Below are 23,854 nucleotides of genomic sequence, written 5' to 3'. Positions count from 1 at the left end.
GCACGATAGCCTGAAATTCCGCATAAATTCTAGTTTCTCGGTCTCATCAAATATCGGCCCGAACCCTCTGAGCTGGATGTTTATCGTATGGGTATCATGCGCGCGATACAGCATAGGACAAACATAGGAAATTATTCCGGGAATTTCTGGCAAAAAAAAACTGGCCCCCGGGGGGCAGGATCATTTGGCCACGTTTTCTAGGTAATCTGCGTATTGCTGCATCATCACCTTACGCTCTTCAAGGAACAATGCCCTGTCATAAGCCTCACCGTAGACGTCACCGGAAGCGTGAGATAGCTGACGGTCTACCACTTCATGCCGATATTCTAAACGCTCTTTAATCACGCCCATGGCCAATGATCTAAATCCGTGCCCAGTCATTTTTCCGCTGTAGCCCATACGTTTTAGTGCCGCCAGTATTCCAAAGTTCGTTGCATGCTGTTCTGGGTTTCTTTGATTCGGGAACAGATATTTATTATTGCCCGTCTTGGCGTGCAATTTGCGTAACAATGTCCAGCCCTGACGCGGTAAAAATACATGATGATTTACTTTGCGAGGGTTGAGCTTCTTCTTTCCCATTTTCATGCGATGCCAGTCGATTACCCATGATTCATTTTCTAGGTCGATCTCTGACCATGGAGTTTCTGTTAACTCGCTTGTTCGAACAAACGTCATCATCATGATTCTGAACATTACGCTAGTTGGTACAAACATGCGCCCCTCAATCTCCTCAAACGCACGGATAAATTCCGGTAGTTCATCCGGCGTAATCGCTGCGTGGTGGCCTCTAGCTGTTGATTTGAGCGCACCCCTCAGGTTTGGTATCGGATTGATGTCGGCCTTTCCTGAGATGACGGCGTAATTGAATATCTGACCGCAGACTTGCAGTTGCCGCTTCGCCATATCGGAAGCCCCTCGATTTTCGATCTGACGCAATACATCCAGCACGGTCGGTGCTTTGATGTCTGCAATGGGATGCCTCCCAATTGAAGGAAAGACATCCTTTTCCAGCCGATGCAAAACATTTTTAGCGGTGCGCTCTTGCCATGATTCGATTTTGTTTGCATGCCATTCTCTAGCTACGGCTTCAAATGTATTGGCGGAGTTCGTCGCCCTCTGATTTTTTTCAATTCGCCTAACTTGTGCGGGGTCAATACCTGCCTTGATACGTGTCTGGGCCTGTTGGCGCAGGTCTCGAGCAGCGGAAAGAGAGACGCCAGGGTATTTCCCGAAGGCTAGCAGTCGTGACTTGCCTCCGAAGCGGAATTGCATGCGCCAATATTTACCGCCATCAGGATTGACTAATAGGTGTAGTCCACCGCCATCAGGCAGCGTATAGGGTTTGTCGGTGGGCTCATCCTTTAACCGTTCACTAAACCCCTTTGGCTTCATGCCACCCTTTGCAGTGCGTGCTTGGATATCGGTCAGTGGCTTAGCTAATTTAGGCATTTTGCATATACCTTGTTTCTATATACGTTTTCATATATTCAAACGTATATGCAAAAAAGATTGATGTCAATGCACCTTGTTGGACGTTGATAAACAAAAAACCCGCATCAGCACTAGGCTAGAGGCGGGTTATTGTACGTTGCTGGACTTCTTGAAACGTGTTCTTGGTGGTGATAGGTGGACTTGAACCACCGACCCCAGCATTATGAGTGCTGTGCTCTAACCAACTGAGCTATATCACCAATGAAGCCCTAAATTATGACGCATTTCTTCAAATGCTGTCAAGAAAAACAGGTTTGCGATGCTACAAAATGGCAACCAGGTCGTATTGTCAGCGTTTCAGGGCGCTTACCACGGTCTCCAGCACCGTATTCGCCACCTGATCGCCGATACAGTCGATCACGATCCGCTCCGGCATGGCGCGAAGCCAGGTGAGCTGGCGCTTGGCCAGCTGGCGGGTGGCGGCGATGCCTTTTTCGCGCATTTCCTGGTAGCCGTACTGGCCGTCCAGGTATTCCCAGGTCTGGCGGTAGCCGACGCAGCGCATCGAGGGCAGGCCAAGATGCAGGTCGCCGCGGGCGCGCAGGGTTTCTACTTCATGGATCAGGCCGCCGCTCTGTGGATCCAGCATGAGGTCGAAGCGCTGGGCGATGCGGCCGTGCAGGACGCTGCGGTCGGACGGTTCCAGGGCGATCGGCAGTATCTCGAAGGGCAGTTCCGGCGCCGGCTGGTTGGTCAGCAGAGAGGACATGGTTTGGCCGCTCAGTTCGATGATTTCCAGGGCGCGCTGGATGCGCTGGCTGTCGTTGGGCTTCAGGCGTTCGGCGGTGGCGGGGTCGAGCAGCGCCAGCTTGGCGTGCATGCCGGGCACGCCGATCACGGCGGCTTCGGCGTCGAGCCGGGCGCGCAGCGCCGGATCGGCTTGCGGCAGGGCGTCGAGGCCGTCGCGCAGGGCTTTGAAATACAGCATGGTGCCGCCGACCAGCAGCACCTGCTTGCCGCGCGCATGGATGTCGGCGAACAGGCGCAGGGCGTCGTCGCGGAACTGCATGGCCGAATAGGATTGGGTCGGCTCCATGATGTCGATCAGGTGGTGCGGCACCGCGTCCAGTTCGGCGCGGCTGGGCTTGGCGGTGCCGATGTCCATGCCGCGGTACACCAGGGCCGAATCGACCGAGATGATTTCAGAGGGAATATGGCGGGCGATTTCCAGCGCCGAGGCGGTCTTGCCGGAGGCGGTGGGGCCCATGATGGCCACCACCAGCGGCTTTTGCGAGGGTGTGGCCAGGGATGACGACATGCTGCTTTGCTCCGCCATCACTGGCCGCGCAGGAAAAATTTATCCAGGTCGGATAGCGCCAGCTGGCTCCAGGTCGGGCGGCCGTGGTTGCACTGGTCGGCGCGTTCGGTGGCTTCCATCTGGCGTAGCAGGGCGTTCATTTCCGGCGCCGTCAGGCTGCGGTTGGCGCGCACCGCGGTGTGGCAGGCCAGCGTGCCCAGCAGTTCGTTGCGGCGTTCCACCAATACCCGGGAGCCGCCGAACTCGCGCACATCGCGCAGGACGTCGCGCGCCAGCGTCTGGGCATCGGCGTTCTTCAGCAATGCCGGCACCGAACGTAGCGCCAGCGTGGTGGGCGAGATCGCGGCGATGTCGAAGCCGAGCGCATGCAGGGTTTCCTGGTTTTCTTCGGCGGTGCCGACTTCGACCGCATCGGCAAAGAAGGTGACCGGGATCAGCAGCGGCTGCACTTGCATCGCGTCTTCATCCAGTGCGCCTTTTAGCTGTTCGTAGAGGATGCGTTCGTGGGCGGCATGCATGTCGACCAGCACCAAGCCCTTGGTGTTTTGCGCCAGGATGTAGATGCCGTGCAGCTGGGCCAGGGCGAAGCCGAGCGGGAAATCGTCGCTGGGCAGCGTCTGGCTGGCAGCCTGCGGCAACGCTTGATAACCCGGAACGCCATCGCTGGCCGGGTGCGCGGAATCCGCAAACAATGCGCCATAGTTGGCGGTGCTTTGGGCGACGCCGCTGGCGCCGTGGGCGAATTGCGGGCCGAACGAGGTTTGCTGCTGCGGTACCTGCGAGACGCCGGGTTGCAGAATTGCTTGCAGATGTTCCTGCGAGCCGCGGATCCAGGGCATGGCGCCGCTAGGCGATGCCAGCGGCGCCGGCGTCGCACCGAAAGAGGTGGCGGAGGTCTGCGCCAGCGCCCGGCTGACGGCATGGAACACGAACTGGTGCACCGCGCGGCTGTCGCGGAAGCGCACTTCGATTTTCGAGGGGTGGACATTGACGTCGACCAGCGCCGGATCGAGGTCCAGACCCAGCACGTACGAAGGATAGCGGTCACCGTGCAGCACATCCTGATAGGCGGCGCGCACCGCGTGCACCAGCAGCTTGTCGCGCACGAAGCGGCCGTTGACATAGAAATACTGGGCATCGGCGCGCGCCTTGGAGGCGGTCGGCAGGCCGACGAAGCCATGCAGGCGCAGCGGGCCGGCGGCTTCGTCCAGCGCCAGGCGGGCGTTGGCGAATTCGTTGCCGAGGATGCTGGCGCTGCGCTTGCCGATTTCGGTGACGATCCAGTGATCGACGGTCTTGCCGTTGTGCGTCAGCGAAAAGGAAACATCCGGCCGCGCCAGTGCGATGCGCCGGACCACTTCGGCGCAATGGCCGAATTCGGTCTGCTCGGATTTCAAGAACTTGCGGCGCGCCGGGGTATTGAAATACAAGTCCTGGACATCGACCGTGGTGCCTTGCGCGCCGGAGGAGGGCGTCACTGCCTGGGTGCTGCCGTCGATCTCCGAGGCGTGCGCGGCGTCGGCAGTACGCGAGGTCAAGGTCAGCTGCGATACCGAGGCGATCGAGGCCAGTGCCTCACCGCGGAAACCCAGGGTGGCGACGTTTTCCAGGTCGTGCAGCGAGGTGATTTTTGAGGTGGCATGGCGCGCCAGCGCCAGCGGCAATTGCTCCGGCGCGATGCCGCGGCCGTTGTCGGTGATGGCGATGCGCTTGACGCCGCCTTGTTCTAGGCGGACCGTGATCTGGCTGGCGCCGGCGTCCAGGGCGTTTTCCAGCAATTCCTTGACCACGGCGGACGGCCGTTCGACCACCTCGCCTGCTGCAATTTGCGAAATCAGGTTGTCGGGCAGCTGCTGGATGGAGCGGATAGGGGAGAGCGGTGCGTTCATGCAGCGATTATACCGAAGCCGGCGCTGCCGGTTGGCTGCGCTTGCGTGCGCAAACAATTGCCAAAACCGCCTTTGTCCAGTCTTCGGTAGTGTATTATTCCGGCGCGCCCTGAGCAAAAGCTGGCGGGACTTACCGGCCGCACCGGCAGGATTGCACGACGCGCCTGCCGCGTTTCGCTCAGGCGGGTGAACTTAATTCAACAAAGGAAAGTCAGTGTGCATAAGACTTTTCAAACATAAAAGCGGTTAACTGAGGAACTCAGACTATGGACTTTATGCAATTCATCGATGTCATCCTGCACGTCGATAAATCCCTCGGCTTCCTGATCAGGGAGTATGGCACGCTGGTTTACATGGTCCTGTTCCTGATCGTTTTCTGCGAAACCGGCCTGGTGGTGCTGCCTTTCCTGCCCGGCGATACCTTGCTGTTTATCGGCGGCGCCTTTTGCGCCACCGGCGAGATGAATATCTGGGCGCTGATGGGCTTGCTGATCATTGCCGCAACCACCGGCAACACCCTCAACTACTGGATAGGCAGCCTGATCGGGCACAAGGTCTATACCCATGACTACCGCTGGCTGGACAAGGCGGCCTTGCAAAAGACTCACGCTTTCTATGAGCACCATGGCGGCAAGACCATCATCCTGTCGCGCTTCGTTCCTATCGTGCGGACTTTCGCGCCGTTCGTGGCTGGCGTGTCTGAGATGAATTTCTCCAAATTCCAGTTCTTCAATATTACCGGCGCCCTGATCTGGGTGGTCGGCCTGGTCGCGGCCGGCTACTTCTTCGGCAATATTCCTGTGATCCGCGATCATCTGAACACCATCGTGCTGGTCGGGGTCGGCGCGGCGATCGTGCCGGTAGCGCTGGGCGGCTTGTGGAAGTTTTACAAGAAGATGCGCGGCGCGTAGGGTGGGCACTCAGTGCCCTCGCGAACGTAGCGGGGCGCGCAGTCCAAGATGCGAATGTCCGCTGCACTGCGTGGGCACGGAGTGCCCACGCTACGACTAGGCAAGCTAGTCACGCGCCCTGAATAAATGGGCGCACAGGCCTATTGATACTTCCTTAAATCACAACAAATCACCGGTAGGGTGGGCACTCCGTGCCCGCGCGGACGTAGCGGGGCACGCAGTCCAGGACGCGAATGTCCGCTGCACTGCGTGGGCACGGAGTGCCCACCCTACGACTAGGCAAGCTAGTCACACGCCCTGAATAAATGGCGCACAGGCCTATTGATACTTTCTTAAATCACAACAAATCACCGGTAGGGTGGGCACTCCGTGCCCGCGCGGACGTAGCGGGGCGCGCAGTCCAGGACACGAATGTCCGCTGCACTGCGTGGGCACGGAGTGCCCACCCTACGACTAGGCAAGCTAGTCACGCGCCCTGAATAAATGGGCGTACAGGCCTATTGATACTTCCTTAAATCACAACAAATTACCGGTAGGGTGGGCACTCCGTGCCCGCGCGGACGTAGCGGGGCACGCAGCCCAGGACGCGAATGTCCGCTGCACTGCGTGGGCACGGAGTGCCCGCCCTACGACTAGGCAAGCGACTGCGGTTGAAAATGAAATAAGGGCGCGCTGCAAGATTTGCAGCGCGCCCTTATTGTTTTGCGTCATTGCTGTTTTGATATCATACCTGCGCGGCATGAAGCAGCTCAGGTCAGGATATTCCTTGCCAGCGGCGGATTGCGGGCAAAGTACTTCTTGATGCCTTTCAGGATCGCATCCGCCATCTGGTCCTGGTAGGCGTTGTCGGTCAGCTTGGCTTCTTCTTCCGGATTCGAGATGAACGCGGTTTCGATCAGGATGCTCGGAATATCCGGCGCCTTTAGCACGGCAAAGCCGGCCTGTTCCACCGAACCCTTGTGCAATTTGTTGATGCCGCCGATTTCGCCCAGCACCGCGCCGCCGAGTTTCATGCTGTCGCTGATCTGCGCCGTGGTCGAGAGGTCGAGCAGCACGCTGGCCAGCTGGCGGTCGTGGCTCTTGATGTTGATGCCGCCGATCATGTCGGCCGAGTTTTCCTTGTTGGCCAGCCAGCGCGCGGCGGTTGAGCTGGCGCCTTTTTCCGACAGGGCGAACACCGACGAGCCGCGCGCCGACGGCGTCACGAACGCATCGGCGTGGATCGAGACGAACAGGTCAGCTTGCACCTTGCGCGCTTTTTGCACGCGCACGCCGAGCGGCACGAAGAAATCGGCGTCGCGCGTCAGCATCACCCGCATGTTCGGCTGCTGTTCGATCCTGGCCTTGAGGCGCTTGGCGATCGACAGCACCACGTGTTTCTCGTGATTGCCGCCGCTGCCGGTGGCGCCCGGGTCTTCGCCGCCATGGCCGGGATCGAGCGCGATGGTGATCATGCGCGTGAGGTTGGAAGTACGGTCCGGCTTGGGATCGATTTTGGCAATCTGCGGCTGCTCGGGCTGCGGCTGCAACGGCGGCGTCGGCTTCGGATCTGGCTTGGTCTGGGCCACAGGCGGCGCCACTTCGCCCGGATTGGCGGAGGGCCATTCACCTTTTTCGATCATCATCGCGATCGGATCGGGCGGGTTGACCGGATACAGGTCGAACACCAGCCTGTGCTGGTAGCCGGCCACCGGCGGCAGGGTGAAGACCTGGGGTTTGACCTCTTCCTTGAGGTCGAACACCAGCCGCACCACGCCCGGACGGTTCTGGCCGACGCGCACTTGCTTGATATAGGGATCGTTGGGTTGGATCTTGGCGACCAGTTCCTTCAGCGTCGCATTCAGTTCGATGCCTTCGATGTCGACCACCATGCGGTCCGGATTCTGCACCACGAAGTGCGTGGTTTTCAGGTCCGAATCGTTTTCCAGGGTGACGCGGGTGTAGTCATCCGCCGGCCAGACTCGAACTGCGACAATTTGCGCGGCGCGCGCCACGCTTGGCACCAGCACCGAAATGAGCAGGGTCCCGCCCGCCTTCAGAACGGTGCGGCGGGTCTTCGATTTTAGAGGTTTGGTGCAAATTTCAGTCGAGCGAGACATTGACTACCCTTATCAGATAACGCCTGCAATTCTACATCACGTCCCGCATTGGAAATACTGGAAACACTGGAAACGCTGAGTAATATACTGATGTCGGGCGGCGGCAACGCTGCGGCGGCTTTTTCCGGCCATTCGACGATGCAGATGGTGCTTTGGTTGAAATATTCGCGGAAGCCAGCCTCCAGGAATTCATCCGGGCTGGCCATCCGGTACAGGTCGAAGTGCATGACTTCGACGCTGTGTTTGTCTATCAGGATGGAATAAGGTTCCACCAAAGTGTAAGTCGGACTTTTTACATGGCCCTGGTAACCGGCCGCATGCAGCAGGGCGCGCGTCAGCGCGGTCTTGCCGGCGCCGAGATCGCCATGCAAATGGATCGCCAGTCCGGGCAGCAAGGCACGCGCCAGGGCAGCGCCGAGGGCATTGGTGCCGGCTTCATCATGCAGGTGGGTTGTAAAATGCGGCATCGCGTAACATAGTCCTCTATAGTAAATTCAGTAGTGTCTTTTAGAATCGCAGCAACCATGGCCGTCACGCAGCAACACTTTACCGGGAAAACCCCGCCGCCTCCCGATCTGGCGGCGCTCGCCGTCGCCATCAAGGCATGGGGGCGCGAGCTTGGCTTTGCCGATATCCGCATCAGCGATGTCGACCTCGCCGAGCAGGAGGCAGGATTCCAGGCCTGGCTAGCGCTCGGCTATCACGGTGAGATGGATTATATGGCAGCGCACGGAATGAAGCGCGCCCGTCCGGTCGAATTGGTGCCGGGGACGATCCGGGCGATCGCGGTGCGCATGGATTATCTGCCGCGCGGCTACCAGGATGCGCCCGGCGAATGGCGCCCGCGCGAACAGGCGCGGCTGGCGCCGGCCGCCGCGGGCACGGCGACGGTGTCGCTGTACGCTCGCGGCCGCGATTATCACAAAGTGATCCGCTCGCGCCTGCAGCAGCTGGCCGATCGCATCAAGGGTGAAATCGGCGAATTCGGCTACCGCGTGTTCACCGATTCGGCGCCGGTGATGGAAGTGGCGCTGGCGCAAAAGGCCGGTCTCGGCTGGCGCGGCAAGCACACCTTGCTGCTGAATCGCGAAGCCGGTTCGTTCTTCTTCCTCGGCGAAATCCTGACCGATCTGCCGTTGCCGGTCGACCCGCCCACCAGCTCGCATTGCGGCCAGTGCAGCGCCTGCATCGATGTCTGTCCGACCCAGGCCATCGTCGGCCCTTACCGGCTCGATGCGCGCCGTTGCATCTCTTATCTGACGATTGAGCTGAAAGGCAGCATCCCGCTGGAACTGCGGCCTCTGATCGGCAACCGTGTCTACGGCTGCGACGATTGCCAGTTGTTTTGTCCCTGGAATAAATTTGCCCAGCCATCGACATTGGGCGATTTCGATGTGCGCAACGGTCTTGACCAGGCTACGCTGGTGGAACTGTTCGGCTGGAGCGAGGAGCAATTCAACAGCCGCATGGAGGGCAGTCCGATCCGCCGCATCGGCTATGAACGCTGGCTGCGCAACATGGCGGTCGGTCTCGGCAACGCCGCCGCGGCGGGCGTCAGCACGCCGGAAATCATCGCGGCGCTGCAGTCGCGCAGCGCCGACCCGTCAGCGCTGGTGCGCGAGCATGTGGCGTGGGCCTTGCAGCAGCACGGCGCCTGATCGAGCATTTAGTGTTGCAACATCCACAGCCAGAACGGCAGCGTCAACGCTGACAGCATGGTGCCGGCAGAAATCAGGAATGCCACCAGCGGGCCGTTGCCACCCATGCGCGCGGCCAGTATGTAAGCGCTGGAAGCGGTAGGCAGGGCGCAGAACAGCACCACGATCTGCAGTTGCGACGGCGCTAGGCCGAGCCACTGTCCCAGCAGCCAGGCCATGGCAGGCAGCGCCATCAGCTTGAGCGTCAGGAAATACGCGGATAGCGCCTTGGCTTGATGCACGCCGCTCAGCCGCAGGCCCGCACCCACCAGCAGCAAGCCTAGCGCCAGCGCAGCGTTGCCCAGGCGCGACAAGACCGCGCCGGCCACTTCCGGCATCGGCAAGCCGCACAAGCTATACAGCAGGCCGCAGGCGGTGGCGATCAGCAGGGGATTGCGCGACAGTTCCTTGAACAGGCCGCCGCTTTTATGCGCCAGCGCATGCACCGCGGCGAGATTGCACAAAGGTACGCCAAAGCCGATCAGCAGGGCCATCATGCCGGTCGCCTGCTCGCCGCCGAGCCGCGCGGCCAGCGCGAGCGCCATATAGGAATTGAAGCGGTAACCGGTTTGCATGCCGGACTCATAATCCATAGGCGCCGCCTTGATCCAGGGTTTGCCCAGCCAGGTGAGGATGATGGAGCCGAGCAGGGCGCACATGCCGACCGCCAGCATTTTGCCGCTGGTGTCGAAGCTCAAAGGGGTGCGCGCAGTGGAGTAAAACAGCAGGGCAGGGAACAGCAGGAAGTACACCAGTTTTTCCGCACCGGTCCAGAACGCGCTGCCCCAGTCGCTGAAACGGTGCAAGACCGCTCCCAACAGTATCAGTGAAAAATCGGGAAGCAGCAGGTTGACGATATACATGGAGAGGCGGATATTGTGTGAAGTGGTCTGGTACAGCGCGGCGTTTCGGGCAAATTACGATGCAGTGGCGACGTTTATTTCCGCGTGGAAATTTAATCGAAGTTAATTTGATTGGTTTGATAAGGGTTTAGTCTAAACCTATGTTGTTTGCGCAAATTCATTCATATAAATTATTTGTTAAATCCGGGTAACACCTGTTACAGTGCGACCACAATTTGACATTGCGAGACAAAAAGCAGCTGGTTACCGCAGTTGAACCGGGTTTTTGGTTTCCCGCCATGTAGTAGACAGGTTGTACAGGATTCGGATTTTTAAGCAGCAAAAAAGCGGCAACGCGCTTGAATCACAGAGTTATAGGTGGTGGTGCATAAAAACGGTATTGATACCGGGGATACTGAGGAGACCGTGCGGTCCAAATGAAGCTGTCTAAACAGCCGGGATTGCACACGGAGTAATTTGAGGCGCATCGACAGATGCGCCTTTTTTATTTTATGCTAGCGGTATGAATATAAATTCCGATAGTCCATTGAAGCGCGTTGCCGGCGGCCAGCTCCCCGCTCAGCACTTCACTGCCGTGATCGCCGCGCCATTCGGCGCGATGGGTATACGCACCGACGCCGGCCTGCTGCGCGAACTGGTCTATCTGCCGCCTTCCTTCCACGAAAAAGACGCCAGCGACGAATTGTCGGCGCGCGTGGCCGAACAGGTCAGCCGTTACTTCGAACAGCCCGATTTCCGTTTCGACCTGCCGCTGGCGCCGCTGGGCACCGCCTTCCAGCAGCGCGTCTGGAAAGCGATCTCAGCGATACCGCGCGGCCAGGTCCTTACTTACGGCCAGGTCGCCAAGCTGATCGAATCGGCGCCGCGCGCAGTCGGCCAGGCTTGCGGCGCCAACTGGTTTCCGCTGGTGATCCCCTGTCATCGCGTGACTGCCTCCGGCGGCATCGGCGGTTTTTCCCACCACGACGACGCCGACGGCTTTCACCTGCGGGTCAAGCGCTGGCTGCTGCAGCACGAAGGCGTGACCGGCCTGTGAGAAGATCCAAGGCCGAGCTCGAGGCCAGACCCGTGCTGCAGGCAGAGCATCAAAGCGCCATTGACGAGTTTTGCGACAGCCTGTGGCTGGAAGACGGGCTGGCCAAGAATTCCCTGGAAGCCTATCGGCGCGACATGACGCTGTTTGCCTTCTGGCTGCAGGAGCAGCCGGACAGCAAGTCGCTGTTGGCGGTCGATGCCGGCGACCTCAACGCCTATTTTCTCGCCAGGCACGACAGCAGCAAGGCCACCTCGTCGAACCGGCGGCTGGCGGTGCTGAAGCGTTTCTATCTGCTGGCGCTGCGGCAAAACCGTATCAGCGTCGATCCCTGCCTGCATCTGCGCTCGGCCAAGCAGGCGCCACGCTTTCCCAAGGTGCTGTCGGAAGCCCAGGTGGAAGCGCTGCTGGCGGCGCCCGACGTCAATACGCCGCTGGGCCTGCGCGACCGCACCATGCTGGAACTGATGTATGCCAGCGGCTTGCGAGTGTCCGAGCTGGTGCTGCTGAAGTCGCTGGAAGTCGGCATGAATGAAGGTGTCTTGCGGATTACCGGCAAGGGCAGTAAAACCCGTTTGCTGCCGTTTGGCGAAGAGGCGCGCAACTGGATCGTGCGCTACCTGAAGGATGCGCGCGGCCAGATCCTGAACGGCCAGATGGACGACGCCTTGTTCGTGACGGCGCGCGGCGGCGCCATGACGCGCCAAATGTTCTGGACCTTGATCAAGAAATACGCCGCCAGGGCGATGATCAACGCCCCTTTGTCGCCGCATACCCTGCGCCACGCATTCGCCACCCATCTGCTGAACCACGGCGCCGATTTGCGCGTGGTGCAGCTGTTGCTGGGGCACGCCGACATATCGACCACGCAGATTTATACCCATGTGGCGCGGGAACGCCTGAAAGCCTTGCATGCCGCGCATCACCCGCGCGGGTAAAATCACGGCCATGGAAGTTGCCATAATGAAACAATAAATAGGCGCTTTGGCAAGCTTTCGCGCTGCCGAATTCTGCATCTTCCCAATTATTCTCCTGTATCCTGTACTACATCATTCAAGAGTCTATTTAGGGGGCGCAATTGGCAAAAACGAATTTTCAGTATGAAAAACGGCAAAAGGAATTAGAAAAGAAGAAAAAGAAGGAAGAAAAGCTGAAGCGCAAGCTGGAGAAGGGTTCTTCCGCCGAAACCGAGGCCGAAGAGGCAGCCGACGAGGGCGTCGAACCTGCGGCAGGCGAACCTGCGGCTGGCGAACCTGCCGCCGACGAGCCGAAGCAGCCTTGAGCACGATGACGGCAGCTTGACTCCATGGATTGCGGATCGAGGACAGCTCTTATCCGCGGTCTGTCGCTGCATCAGGTTTTAAGAAAGATCATTGCAAGCAGGCGTCCGGCACCGGACGCTGCATCCGAATTCCCAGTATGACAAAACACATTTCAGAGACCCCGGCCACGCAATTCCTGCGCAAGCACGGTGCGCTCTTTTCCGAACATCCCTATGCATATGAAGAACACGGCGGCACCACGGTATCGGCGCGCGCCCTCGGCGTTGATGAGCACCATGTGGTGAAGACCCTGGTTATGCAGGATGAAGCGGCCAGGCCGCTGATCATCCTGATGCACGGCGACCGCAAGGTGTCGACCAAGAACCTGGCGCGGCAGACCGGCCATAAATCGGTCGAGCCTTGCAAGCCGGAGGTGGCCAACCGTCATTCCGGCTACCTGATCGGCGGCACTTCGCCGTTTGCCACGCGCAAGCCGCTGCCGGTCTATATAGAAGAAAGCATCCTGAGCCTGCAGAAGATATATATTAACGGTGGCCGGCGCGGCTATCTGATTGGCGTGGCGCCGCAGGTCGTGGTCGATCTGCTGCAAGCGAAAACGGTCCAGTGCGCGCTGGAAGAGTAAGCGCCCCTAAATTGATTAAGACAAAAAGAAAGAGACACGCATGTACACATTGTTATTCGTGATTGGCGCCTACCTGCTGGGTTCGGTTTCATTCGGCATCATCACCAGCAAGCTATTCGGACTGAGCGATCCGCGCAGCTACGGTTCCAACAACCCGGGCGCCACCAACGTCCTGCGCAGCGGTAACAAGCCGGCGGCTGTGCTGACCTTGCTGGGCGACGGTTTCAAGGGCTGGCTGGCGGTATGGCTGGCGCAAAGATACGGGCCGCAGTTCGGCCTTGGCGATGGCACTGTGGCGCTGGCCGCGGTGGCAGTCTTCCTGGGCCATCTGTGGCCGGTGTTCTTCCGCTTTGCCGGGGGTAAAGGCGTGGCCACCTTGCTGGGCATCCTGATCGGCCTCAATCCCTGGCTCGGCCTGGCCACCATCGGCACCTGGCTGATCATTGCCTATGCTTTCCGCTATTCGTCGCTGGCAGCCCTGGTCGCCAGCCTGTTTGCGCCTTTCTTCTATGCCTTGATGGAAGGGCCGGACATGATCCTGCTGGCGATCGTGGTGATGAGCGCCTTGCTGATGTACCGCCACGCCAAGAACATCGGCAATCTGCTGGCCGGCAAGGAAAGCCGGATCGGCGCCAAGAAGAATGGCGGCAAGGCGGCATAGTTACAGTCCAATGGGCTGCTTCTGAGTTTATCAATGCAAAGGGGAAAAATGAAAAATCTGATTTTGATGCTGGCTGCGGCCGCAGGGATGTTGTCAAGCGCGGCGCCGGTCCTGGCCGCCGACCGGGTCGTGATGCTGCCACTGGCAGCCGCGATGGCGGATAACGATGCCAAGACCCGTCTGGGCGACAGTGTCCGCTTTTATTTCGGCAGTCAGCCGACGCCGGCGCTGCTGGATAAGCTGGGCAGCGAGAAGACCAGCCAGAAAACCAATGCCTTTGGCAAATCGGATGAAAAAGCCTGCAACTGGGCCTTCTTGTCGGCCATGCTGCGTTTGCAGAAACGGGCGCAGGACCTGGGGGCGAACGCGGTCACCAACATCGTCAGTAACTACAATAATGTGGAGCATTCGAGTCCGACGGAATTCGAATGCCATGCCGGTGCGATCATGGCGGGCGTTGCCCTGAAGGGCGATTTCGCCAAGATTGCCAAATAAAAGATAAAAGATGCGGCCGGGCTTAGTCCGTTCGCGCAGCGGAAGTTGCTGATAAACACGGAATTCCACCTTGCATGCAGTGGAAATTGTGTTTGAAGAATAAAAAAAGCGCTGGCCATTTTCGGTCCAGCGCTTTTTTATTTGGATTTATGGAATTCCTTATATCGAATTGACTATAAGTCGTAAATTAATGATGTCTATATGTAATCATTGTTGCGTCGCGACATATGAATAAGCCTGCATATTTTGCTTACAGACCAATGACATTACTTTTGAGATAGATGTTTTCATGAGGATTCGCCTTGCTATGCAGCATATTTTCATAATATGAAACGCCATATCGCTATTTGGAAATGGAAAAAACTCCTGTTAGAATTTGGCGTCCGTCTACAAAGTGACGTAGATGCTTGCGACCCAACCCGCTAATCCGATGCTAAATTGGACAGGCGCACAAATTCAGGAGACTCAGCATGTCAGCCCAGCTCGACCAGGTTTTGGCCCAAGCCGCCAACGATCCAGATGTCATAGAAACCCAAGAGTGGCTTGATGCGCTCGAAGCTGTTATTGAAACCGAAGGTCCTGAACGCGCCCACTATCTGATGGAAAGAATGGTTGACCTGGCGCGCCGCCGCGGCGCCCAGATCCCGTTTTCCAGCAATACCGCTTACGTCAACACCATCCCTGCCCACATGGGCGAGCATTGCCCGGGCGATCTGGAGATCGAAGAGCGCCTGCGCTCGTGGATGCGCTGGAATGCGATGGCGATGGTGGTCAAGGCCAACCGCCTCGACGGCGACCTCGGCGGCCACCTGTCCAGCTTTGCCTCGCTGGCCAACATGCTCGGCATCGGCTTCAACCATTTCTGGCACGCGCCTTCCGAAAACCATGGTGGCGACCTGTTGTACATCCAGGGCCACTCGTCGCCAGGCATCTACGCCCGCGCTTTCCTCGAAGGCCGCCTGACTGAAGAGCAACTGCTGCATTTCCGCCGCGAAGTCGACGGCAACGGCCTGTCTTCCTATCCGCATCCGAAGCTGATGCCGGACTTCTGGCAATTCCCTACCGTATCGATGGGCCTGGGCCCGCTGATGGCGATCTACCAGGCGCGTTTCCTCAAGTACCTGCATGCACGCAGCATCGCCGATACCGCCAACCGCAAGGTCTGGGCCTTCTGCGGCGACGGCGAGATGGACGAACCGGAATCGATGGGCGCGATCGGCATGGCCGGCCGCGAACGCCTGGACAACCTGGTGATCGTGGTCAACTGTAACCTGCAGCGCCTGGACGGTCCGGTGCGCGGTAACGGCAAGATCATCCAGGAACTGGAAAGCGATTTCCGCGGCGCCGGCTGGAACGTCGTCAAGGTGATCTGGGGCGCGGGCTGGGACGATCTTCTGGCGCGCGACAAGGAAGGCATCCTGCAGCGCGTGATGATGGAAACCGTCGACGGCGAATATCAGAACTACAAAGCCAAGGATGGCGCATTCGTACGCAAGCATTTCTTCGGCAAGCATCCGAAATTGCTGGAGCTGGTCAGCAAGATGTCCGACGACGATATCTGGCACCTGACCCGCGGCGGCCACGATCCGCACAAGATTTACGCTGCCTTCAAGGTGGCGCAGGAACACAAGGGCCAGCCTACCGTATTGCTGGTCAAGAGCATCAAGGGCTACGGCTTCGGCAAATCGGGCGAAGCGCGCAACACTGCGCACAACACCAAGAAGCTGGACGACGAAGCCATCAAGGCCATGCGCGACCGCTTCCAGCTGCCGATCTCCGACGACAAGCTGCCTGAAGTGCCGTTCTTCAAGCCGTCCGACGACACCCCGGAAATGCAATACCTGCACGCTCGCCGCAAGGCGCTGGGCGGCTACCTGCCGCAGCGTCGCCAGAAAGCTGACGAAGTGCTGGTAGTGCCGGAACTGTCGGCATTCAAGGGCGCCCTGGAACCGACTGCGGAAGGCCGCGAGATTTCCACCACCCAGGCTTACGTGCGTATCCTGAACACGCTGCTGCGCGATCCGAGCCTGGGCCAGCGCGTAGTACCTATCATGGTCGACGAATCGCGTACCTTCGGAATGGAAGGCTTGTTCCGCCAGATCGGTATCTTCAGCCAGGTCGGCCAGCTGTACGAGCCGGTCGATAAAGACCAGGTGATGTACTACCGCGAAGACAAGGCTGGCCAGATCCTGCAGGAAGGCATCAACGAAGCCGGCGGCATGAGCTCGTGGATTGCGGCAGCGACTTCGTACTCGACCAATAACCGGGTCATGATCCCGTTCTACACCTACTACTCGATGTTCGGCCTGCAGCGTATCGGCGACCTGGCCTGGGCAGCAGGCGACATGCGCGCCCGCGGCTTCCTGCTGGGCGGCACCGCCGGCCGTACCACATTGAATGGCGAAGGCTTGCAGCATGAAGACGGCCACAGCCATGTGCTGGCATCGACCATCCCGAACTGCGTGCCTTACGATCCGACCTTCTCGCACGAAGTGGCAGTCATCATGCATGACGGCCTGCGCCGGATGGTCACCAACCAGGAAGACGTGTTCTACTACCTGACCCTGATGAACGAGAACTACAGCCATCCGGGTTTGAAGGAAGGCCAGGAAGAGGGCATCATCAAGGGTCTCTATCTGCTGCAAGAAGGCGGCAAGAACAACAAGCAGCGCGTCCAGCTGATGGGTTCCGGCACGATTCTGCGCGAAGTCATCGAAGGCGCAGCGCTGCTGGCCAGCGACTGGGGCGTGGATGCCGATGTCTGGTCGGCGCCGTCGTTCACCCTGCTGGCGCGCGACGGCCAGGACGTGGAACGCTGGAACATGCTGCACCCGACGGATACCCCGCGCGTGGCGCACATCACCCAGTGCCTGCAAGGCAGCAGCGGTCCGATCATCGTCTCCACCGACTACATGCGAACCTTTGCCGAGCAGACCCGCGCCTTCGTTCCGGCCGGCCGCACCTTCAAGGTCCTGGGCACCGACGGTTTCGGCCGTTCCGACACCCGCGCCAAGCTGCGTGAATTCTTCGAAGTCAACCGCTACTACGTGGCAGTGGCGGCGCTGAAGGCGCTGGCGGACGAAGGCAAGATCAAGGCCTCGGTTGTGGCCGAAGCAATTACCAAGTATGGTATCAATCCGGACAAGCCGAATCCGGTCACGCAATAACCGTATAGGATAGTAGGGTGGGCACTCCGTGCCCACGCAGTGCCGTGGATATTGATGTCCCGCGACGTCCGCGTGGGCACGGTGTGCCCACCCTACGAACACAAATTTCCACGAATGTGAAGTATGGGGTAGTACTTCACAGCAGGCAGAATGAATGGAGCTAAGCGATGAGTATGGTGGAAGTCAAAGTCCCGGATATCGGCGACGTCAGTGAAGTTGAAGTCATTGAATTGATGGTCAAAGTCGGCGACACGGTCAAGGTTGATCAGTCGCTGATCACGGTCGAATCCGACAAGGCCAGCATGGAGATCCCGTCCAGCCATGCGGGCGTGATCAAGGAATTGAAAGTCAAGCTGGGCGACAAGGTCAAGGAAGGCACTTTGGTGCTGGTGCTGGAAGCCGATGCTGCAGCTGCAGCGCCGGCTAGCGCTCCTGCCGCCGCACCAGCTGCAGCGCCGGCAGCAGCTGCTCCGGCTCCTGCGCCAGCAGCAAGCGCACCGGCGCCTGCGGCTCCTGCACCGGTAGCAGCAGCCCCAGCCGGCGGCAGCATCCCGCATGCATCGCCATCGGTACGCAAGTTTGCGCGCGAGCTGGGCGTGGACCTGAGTAAAGTCGCCGGCACCGGCATCAAGGCCCGCATCACCCACGAAGATGTGCAGAACTACGTCAAGGGTGTGATTGCAGGTAGCGCCAGCACCAACGGTGCGGCAGCCGCAAGCAAGGGCGGCAGCGGCGTCGGCCTCGATCTGCTGGCATGGCCATCGCTGGACTTCAGCAAGCAAGGTCCGACCGAGTTGCTGCCTTTGTCGCGCATCAAGAAGCTCAGCGGCCCCAACCTGCATCGCAACTGGGTCATGATCCCGCACGTCACGCAGTTCGACGAAGCCGATATCACCGAGCTGGAAGAATTCCGCAAGCAAGCCAACGACAGCTACGCCAAGGCCAAATCGCCGGTCAAGCTGACCATGCTGGCGTTCGTGATCAAGGCCAGCGTCGCGGCGCTGAAGAAATTCCCGGCATTCAATGCCTCGCTCGACGGCAAGGGTGAAAATCTGATCCTCAAGCAGTACTACAACATCGGTTTTGCCGCCGATACGCCGAACGGCCTGGTGGTTCCGGTGATCAAGGATGCCGACAAAAAGGGCATCGGCCAGATCGCTCAGGAAATGGGCGAGTTGTCAGCCCAGGCCCGCGACGGCAAGCTGAAGCCGGCCGACATGCAAGGCGCGACATTCACGATTTCGTCGCTGGGCGGCATCGGCGGTACGGCTTTCACGCCTATCATCAATGCGCCTGAAGTTGCGATCCTGGGTTTGTCGAAAGCCTCGATGAAGCCGGTCTGGGACGGCAAGCAGTTTGTGCCGCGCCTGATGATGCCGACTTCCCTGTCCTACGACCACCGCGTGGTCGATGGCGCCATGGGTGCGCGTTTCAGCGTCTACCTGGCCGATGTCCTGGCCGATATGCGCAAGACATTGTTGTAATGTAGGGTGGGCACTCCGTGCCCACGCCCTGCAGCCGAAACACGCACATCCGGGTGGGCACGGAGTGCCCACCCTACCGGTCAATTGGCATACAGATGGAGAGCAATGATGACTACCTGTGTTGTCGTCAAAAAAAATGGGCAGATCGCGATTGCCTCGGATTCGCTGGTGACATTCGGCGATACCCGCTTGTCGCATGCCTACGAGGTCAACAACAAGATCTTCCAGGTCGGTGAATCGTATATCACCCTGGCCGGCACCGCCGCCCATTTCCCGGTGATGCGCAAGCTGCTGACCGGCATGGGCGAAGACTGCAAGCTGACTAACCGCGAAGACGTGTTCGAAACCTTTTCCAAGGTGCACGGCATCCTCAAGGACCAGTATTTCCTGAACACCAAGGAAGACGAGGATGACCCGTACGAGTCGTCGCAGATCACCGCGCTGATCGCCAATCCTTACGGCATCTTCGGGGTGTATTCGTATCGCGAGGTATTCAGTTTCGACCGTTTCTGGGGCATAGGCAGCGGCCGCAATTTCGCCCTGGGGGCGATGTATGCGGTCTACGACCAGGATATCAGCGCCCAGCGGATTGCCGAGATCGGTATTCATGCCGGCGTCGAATTCGATAAAAGTTCTGCCACACCGCTGCGTATCCACAGTTTTGAAATGAAATCCTGAGCGGCGCACAAGGCATCGCCACTACACATCACACACACTTCTTCTTCCCGCAGGAAGAGAGCATGGAGCAAACGCTATGAGCATGGTTGAAGTCAAGGTCCCGGATATCGGCGACGTCAAGGAAGTTGAAGTTATCGAACTGATGGTCAAGGTCGGCGACACCGTCAAGGTCGATCAGTCGCTGATCACCGTCGAGTCCGACAAGGCCAGCATGGAAATTCCATCGAACCAGGCTGGCGTCATCAAGGAAATCAAGGTCAAGGTTGGCGACAAGGTCAGCGAAGGTTCGCTGGTCCTGGTGCTGGAAGCCGCTGGCGCCGCTGCGGCGCCAGCCGTTGCTGCCGCGCCCGCGCCTGCCGCGCAGGCGGCTGCTCCTGCAGCGGCTGCAGCATCCGCAGCTCCTGCTGCCGGCGTCGCCAGCACGATTGAAATCAAGGTGCCGGATATCGGCGACGTCAAGGAAGTCGATGTCATCGAATTGATGGTCAAGGTGGGCGATACGGTCAAGGTCGACCAGTCGCTGATCACGGTCGAATCCGACAAGGCCAGCATGGAAATTCCATCCAGCCAGGCCGGCGTTATCAAGGAAGTCAGGGTCAAGGTCGGCGACAAGGTCAGCGAAGGTTCCGTGGTGGTGCTGCTGGAAACCACCAGCGCTGCCGCTGCTGCCTCTACCGCAGCTGCGCCTGCGCCGGTGGCAGCGCCTGCCGTTGCCGCGCCGGCTGCCGTCAGTTTCGGCGGCAAGGTCGATGTCGAGTGCGATACCGTGGTGCTGGGCGCCGGTCCGGGCGGCTATACCGCAGCTTTCCGCGCCGCTGACCTGGGCCAGAGCGTGGTCATGATCGAGCGCTATCCCAGCCTCGGCGGGGTTTGCCTGAATGTCGGCTGTATCCCGTCCAAAGCCTTGCTGCATGCTGCCAAGGTGATCACCGAAGCGGAAGAAATGGCGCATTTCGGCGTCAAGATGTCGGCGCCGGAAATCGATATCGATGCGCTGCGCGGCTGGAAGGAAAGCGTCATCAAGAAGCTGACCGGCGGTTTAAGCGGGCTGGCGAAGGCGCGCAAAGTGCAGGTGTTGACCGGCAAGGGCGAATTCAGCTCGGCCAATACGATCACCGTGGCAACCGCGGATGGTCCAAAGGTGGTCGGCTTCAAGAATGCAATCATTGCCGCCGGTTCTTCGGTCGCCAAAATCCCTGGTTTCCCTTACGACGATCCGCGCCTGATCGATTCCACCGGCGCGCTTGAGCTGCGCCAGATTCCAAAGAAGCTGCTGGTCATCGGCGGCGGCATCATCGGCCTCGAAATGGCTTGCGTGTATGACGCGCTAGGTTCCAAGGTCACCGTGGTCGAATTCGCCGACGGCCTGATTCCCGCAGCCGACCGCGATGTTGTCAAGCCGCTGCAGAAACGCATCGAGAAGCGCTACGAAGCGATCTACCTGAAGACCAAGGTCACCAAGCTGGAAGCCTTGAAAGAAGGCTTGCGCGCAACCTTTGAAGGCGCCGACAGCAGTTCGCCGGCAGCACCGGAACCACAACTCTACGATATGGTGCTGGTGGCCGTGGGCCGTCGTCCTAACGGTAAGGAAATCGCGGCAGAAAAGGCTGGCGTCATCGTCAACGAGCGCGGCTTCATCCCGGCCAACAAGCAGCAGCGCACCAACGTCGCCCACATCTTCGCCATCGGCGACATCTGCGGCGATCCGATGCTGGCGCACAAGGCCACCAACGAAGCCAAGGTGGCGGCGGAAGTCATCGCCGGCCACAAGGTTGAATTCGATGCCATGACGATTCCTTCGGTGGCTTACACCGATCCGGAAATCGCCTGGATGGGCCTGACCGAAACCGAAGCCAAGGCCAAGGGAATCCCGTTTGAAAAAGCCAATTTCCCGTGGGCCGCAAGCGGCCGCGCGCTGGCGATGGGACGCGACGACGGCATGACCAAGCTGCTGTGGGATCCAACCACCAAGCGTATCATCGGCGCCGGCATTGTCGGCGTGAATGCGGGCGAGCTGCTGGCGGAAACCGTGCTGGCGATGGAAATGGGCGCCGACCTGGAAGACCTGGCGCTGACCATCCATGCTCATCCGACCCTGTCGGAAACGCCGATGTTCGCGGCTGAAATGGGCCTGGGTACGATTACCGACCTGTTCATTCCAAAGAAAAAATAAGCAGGTAGGGTGGGCACTCCGTGCCCACGCCGGATTGCCGCCGGATTGCATATGGGATTCAAGTCGACTCAGCTTCCGCGTGGGCACGGAGTGCCCACCCTACAAAAAAACGCCGCTCCGGTTTGCATCGGAGCGGCGTTTTTATTGTTGGAAGTCAATCAGTCGAAATATCTGCGGACAGCTTCAAAGCGTGCCGCGTAATAGCTGTTGTCGAGACGGTCTATGCGTACCTTGCCGTTGGTCGACGGCGCATTGATGAAGCGGCCGTCGCCGATATAGATGCCGACATGCGAAAACGCGCGGTGCATGGTATTGAAGAACACCAGGTCGCCCGGCCGCAGCTCGGCCTTGCTGATAGAGCGGCCCTGGCGCGCAATGTCGGCCGCGCTGCCGTTGACCTTGAGGCCGGCCGCCTGGCGGTAGACATAACTGACCATGCCGCTGCAATCGAGCCCGGCTTCCGGATTCTTGCCGCCGAAGCGGTAGTTGGTATCGATCAGGCCGAGCGAGTAGATGACGATATCGTTGCCCTTATCGCTGATCGGCGTGTTGTCGTCGGAGCCGGGGCGGACCGAGCCGGTGCCGCCGCAGGCTGCCAGCAACAAGGCCAGGCAGCAGATAAAGAAATTTCTGATCGTCATCAAACATGCACCCTTATTCAGTTTTGCTTCTTCAGCTGGCTGATCACGTCCGACAGCATGGCAATCATCTGGTCGATTTCAGCAATCGTCACGTTCAGCGCCGGCATGAAACGCAGCAGGTTAGGCCGAGGCGAGTTCAGCAGCAAGCCGACCGGATTCAGGTCGCGCGCGATATCGACGATCTGCGGACCGATGTCGCTACCCAGTTTCAAAGCCCGCAGCAAGCCTTCGCCGCGTTCGCCTTCGAGCCCGTGCTTCTCGGTCAGTTTCAGCAACTCGGCGCTCAGGTAAGCGCCCTTGTCCTTCACCGACTGCAGGAAGCCCGGCGCCAGCAAGGTTTTCAGCACAGCGACGCCGACTGCCGTCATCAGTGGATTGCCGTTGTAGGTTCCGCCTTGGTCGCCGGCTTCAAACACGGCGATCTCTTCACGCGCCAGCAGCGCCGCCAGCGGTACGCCGCCGCCGATGCCTTTGCCGAGCGTCATGATGTCCGGCTCGATGCCCGACAACTGATAGGCAAACAATTCGCCGGTGCGGCCCATGCCCGATTGCACCTCGTCGACGATCAGCAGGATGCCGCGCTGCTTGGTCAGTTCGCGCAAGCCTTGCATGAATTCGCGGGTCGCCGGGATCACGCCGCTTTCGCCTTGCACCGGTTCCAGCATGACAGCGACCGTCTTGTCGTTGATCAGCTGTTCGACGCTGGCCAGGTCGTTCAGTTCCGCTTTCGGGAAGCCCGGCACCTGCGGCGCGAAAATCGTATCCCAGCCCGGCTTGCCGCTGGCCGACATGGTGGCCAGGGTGCGACCGTGGAAGCTGTGGTTGAAAGTGATGATTTCAAAGCGGTTGTGGCCAGCCTGGTTGGGATTTTTCTTGCCCCATTTGCGCGCCAGCTTGATCGCGCCTTCGTTGGCTTCGGCGCCGCTGTTGGTGAAAAACACGCGGTCGAAGCAGGAGTTGGCGGTCAGCAGATTGGCCAGTTCTATCGATGGCGCATTGTAGAAAGCGGGCGAAGGATTGAGAATCTTCTTCGATTGCGCGACCAAAGCGTCTTGGATGCATTGCGGGGAATGGCCCAGTGCATTGACTGCCCAGCCCTGCAGATAATCCAGGTAGCGCTTGCCGGTGTGATCCGTCATCCACATGCCGTCGCCTTCGGTAAACACCAGCGGCGGGCGATTGGTGATGTACATCAGGTCATTGACTGGATACTGGTTGAATTCCCGCATTTCCCGCTGTTCCATTCGATAGACTCCTAAAAAGGGCAAAAAAAAACCACAGGCATCGCCTGTGGCTTCGTGATCAGACAGCGTTCACGCGCACGGCTTACCTGGCAAAGGTAATGAAATATGGCGTCGCAACAAGGTCTGGATCATGTTCATGACGCAAATATTAGGACTTTTTGTGTG

General features: G+C 59.3%; 20 protein-coding genes and 1 tRNA gene. 12 read left to right on the top strand and 9 right to left on the bottom strand.

Annotated elements, in window-relative coordinates:
- Positions 1–180 precede the first annotated feature (180 nt).
- From BCF11_RS05835 to mutL, 4 genes are all read right to left on the bottom strand, one after another.
- Positions 181–1,449, bottom strand: coding sequence for an integrase arm-type DNA-binding domain-containing protein (locus tag BCF11_RS05835; protein WP_098493910.1), 1,269 nt, complete (start codon positions 1,447–1,449; stop codon positions 181–183).
- A 165-nt stretch (positions 1,450–1,614) separates the two neighbouring features.
- Positions 1,615–1,691, bottom strand: a tRNA-Met gene (locus BCF11_RS05830).
- 89 nt (positions 1,692–1,780) lie between these two features.
- A complete protein-coding gene (gene miaA, locus BCF11_RS05825; RefSeq protein ID WP_098497341.1) occupies positions 1,781–2,749 on the bottom strand; it encodes a tRNA (adenosine(37)-N6)-dimethylallyltransferase MiaA in 969 nt (322 codons plus the stop codon).
- A 17-nt stretch (positions 2,750–2,766) separates the two neighbouring features.
- Positions 2,767–4,638 carry a DNA mismatch repair endonuclease MutL gene (gene mutL / locus BCF11_RS05820; protein ID WP_098493909.1) on the bottom strand — a complete coding sequence of 624 codons (1,872 nt, stop codon included), beginning with the start codon at positions 4,636–4,638 and terminating at the stop codon, positions 2,767–2,769.
- Positions 4,639–4,904: 266 nt separating this feature from the next.
- On the opposite strand from mutL, the gene BCF11_RS05815 reads away from it, so the two are divergent.
- Positions 4,905–5,549 (top strand): VTT domain-containing protein, encoded by a 645-nt coding sequence (locus tag BCF11_RS05815; protein ID WP_098493908.1) that lies wholly within the window; start codon positions 4,905–4,907, stop codon positions 5,547–5,549.
- 749 nt (positions 5,550–6,298) lie between these two features.
- Here the strand turns inward: BCF11_RS05815 and BCF11_RS05810 are convergent.
- Positions 6,299–7,648 carry an N-acetylmuramoyl-L-alanine amidase gene (locus BCF11_RS05810; RefSeq protein WP_098493907.1) on the bottom strand — a complete coding sequence of 450 codons (1,350 nt, stop codon included), beginning with the start codon at positions 7,646–7,648 and terminating at the stop codon, positions 6,299–6,301.
- A complete protein-coding gene (gene tsaE / locus BCF11_RS05805; protein WP_098493906.1) occupies positions 7,612–8,115 on the bottom strand; it encodes a tRNA (adenosine(37)-N6)-threonylcarbamoyltransferase complex ATPase subunit type 1 TsaE in 504 nt (167 codons plus the stop codon). The genes BCF11_RS05810 and tsaE overlap by 37 nt, the downstream gene beginning before the upstream one ends.
- A 57-nt stretch (positions 8,116–8,172) precedes the next feature.
- On the opposite strand from tsaE, the gene queG reads away from it, so the two are divergent.
- Positions 8,173–9,306, top strand: a complete 1,134-nt coding sequence (queG, locus tag BCF11_RS05800) for a tRNA epoxyqueuosine(34) reductase QueG (RefSeq protein WP_098493905.1) — start codon at positions 8,173–8,175, stop codon at positions 9,304–9,306.
- An 8-nt stretch (positions 9,307–9,314) separates the two neighbouring features.
- Here queG and BCF11_RS05795 read toward each other — a convergent pair whose 3' ends face one another.
- Entirely contained in the window at positions 9,315–10,208 is an 894-nt protein-coding gene (locus BCF11_RS05795; protein ID WP_098493904.1) for an AEC family transporter, read from the bottom strand.
- A gap of 502 nt (positions 10,209–10,710) precedes the next feature.
- Here BCF11_RS05795 and BCF11_RS05790 point away from each other — a divergent pair.
- The 10 genes from BCF11_RS05790 (at position 10,711) to lpdA (ending at position 21,804) form a co-directional block, all read left to right on the top strand.
- Entirely contained in the window at positions 10,711–11,244 is a 534-nt protein-coding gene (locus tag BCF11_RS05790) for a methylated-DNA--[protein]-cysteine S-methyltransferase (RefSeq protein WP_098493903.1), read from the top strand.
- Positions 11,241–12,179 (top strand): site-specific tyrosine recombinase XerD, encoded by a 939-nt coding sequence (xerD, locus tag BCF11_RS05785; RefSeq protein ID WP_199110764.1) that lies wholly within the window; start codon positions 11,241–11,243, stop codon positions 12,177–12,179. The genes BCF11_RS05790 and xerD overlap by 4 nt, the downstream gene beginning before the upstream one ends.
- A 140-nt stretch (positions 12,180–12,319) precedes the next feature.
- Positions 12,320–12,523: a hypothetical protein gene (locus BCF11_RS05780; protein WP_098493902.1), complete on the top strand. Its 204-nt coding sequence runs from the start codon at positions 12,320–12,322 to the stop codon at positions 12,521–12,523.
- A 137-nt stretch (positions 12,524–12,660) separates the two neighbouring features.
- Positions 12,661–13,146: a Cys-tRNA(Pro) deacylase gene (ybaK, locus tag BCF11_RS05775; RefSeq protein ID WP_098493901.1), complete on the top strand. Its 486-nt coding sequence runs from the start codon at positions 12,661–12,663 to the stop codon at positions 13,144–13,146.
- Between the two features lie 40 nt (positions 13,147–13,186).
- Positions 13,187–13,807 (top strand): glycerol-3-phosphate 1-O-acyltransferase PlsY, encoded by a 621-nt coding sequence (plsY, locus tag BCF11_RS05770; RefSeq protein ID WP_098493900.1) that lies wholly within the window; start codon positions 13,187–13,189, stop codon positions 13,805–13,807.
- A 48-nt stretch (positions 13,808–13,855) separates the two neighbouring features.
- A complete protein-coding gene (locus BCF11_RS05765; protein WP_098493899.1) occupies positions 13,856–14,302 on the top strand; it encodes an excinuclease ATPase subunit in 447 nt (148 codons plus the stop codon).
- Positions 14,303–14,772: 470 nt separating this feature from the next.
- The gene (gene aceE, locus BCF11_RS05760; protein WP_098493898.1) at positions 14,773–17,469 is read left to right on the top strand and encodes a pyruvate dehydrogenase (acetyl-transferring), homodimeric type; all 2,697 of its coding nucleotides are present in this window, start codon (positions 14,773–14,775) and stop codon (positions 17,467–17,469) included.
- A gap of 167 nt (positions 17,470–17,636) precedes the next feature.
- The gene (aceF, locus tag BCF11_RS05755) at positions 17,637–18,953 is read left to right on the top strand and encodes a dihydrolipoyllysine-residue acetyltransferase (protein ID WP_098493897.1); all 1,317 of its coding nucleotides are present in this window, start codon (positions 17,637–17,639) and stop codon (positions 18,951–18,953) included.
- A 108-nt stretch (positions 18,954–19,061) separates the two neighbouring features.
- Positions 19,062–19,631 carry an MFS transporter gene (locus BCF11_RS05750; protein ID WP_098493896.1) on the top strand — a complete coding sequence of 190 codons (570 nt, stop codon included), beginning with the start codon at positions 19,062–19,064 and terminating at the stop codon, positions 19,629–19,631.
- A 76-nt stretch (positions 19,632–19,707) separates the two neighbouring features.
- A complete protein-coding gene (lpdA, locus tag BCF11_RS05745; RefSeq protein WP_098493895.1) occupies positions 19,708–21,804 on the top strand; it encodes a dihydrolipoyl dehydrogenase in 2,097 nt (698 codons plus the stop codon).
- A gap of 158 nt (positions 21,805–21,962) precedes the next feature.
- On the opposite strand, the gene BCF11_RS05740 is transcribed toward lpdA, so the two are convergent.
- Both BCF11_RS05740 and BCF11_RS05735 read right to left on the bottom strand, forming a co-directional pair.
- Positions 21,963–22,445, bottom strand: coding sequence for a C40 family peptidase (locus BCF11_RS05740; protein WP_233212386.1), 483 nt, complete (start codon positions 22,443–22,445; stop codon positions 21,963–21,965).
- A gap of 17 nt (positions 22,446–22,462) precedes the next feature.
- On the bottom strand, positions 22,463–23,689 hold the full coding sequence (locus tag BCF11_RS05735; RefSeq protein ID WP_233212385.1) for an acetylornithine transaminase: 1,227 nt from the start codon (positions 23,687–23,689) through the stop codon (positions 22,463–22,465).
- Positions 23,690–23,854: the final 165 nt, after the last annotated feature.

The organism is Collimonas sp. PA-H2, from assembly GCF_002564105.1.
In the GTDB taxonomy this organism is placed as follows: Bacteria; Pseudomonadota; Gammaproteobacteria; order Burkholderiales; family Burkholderiaceae_D; genus Collimonas.
Note: the sequence above shows the minus strand (reverse complement) of the source record. Positions and strands in the feature narration are given on the sequence as shown.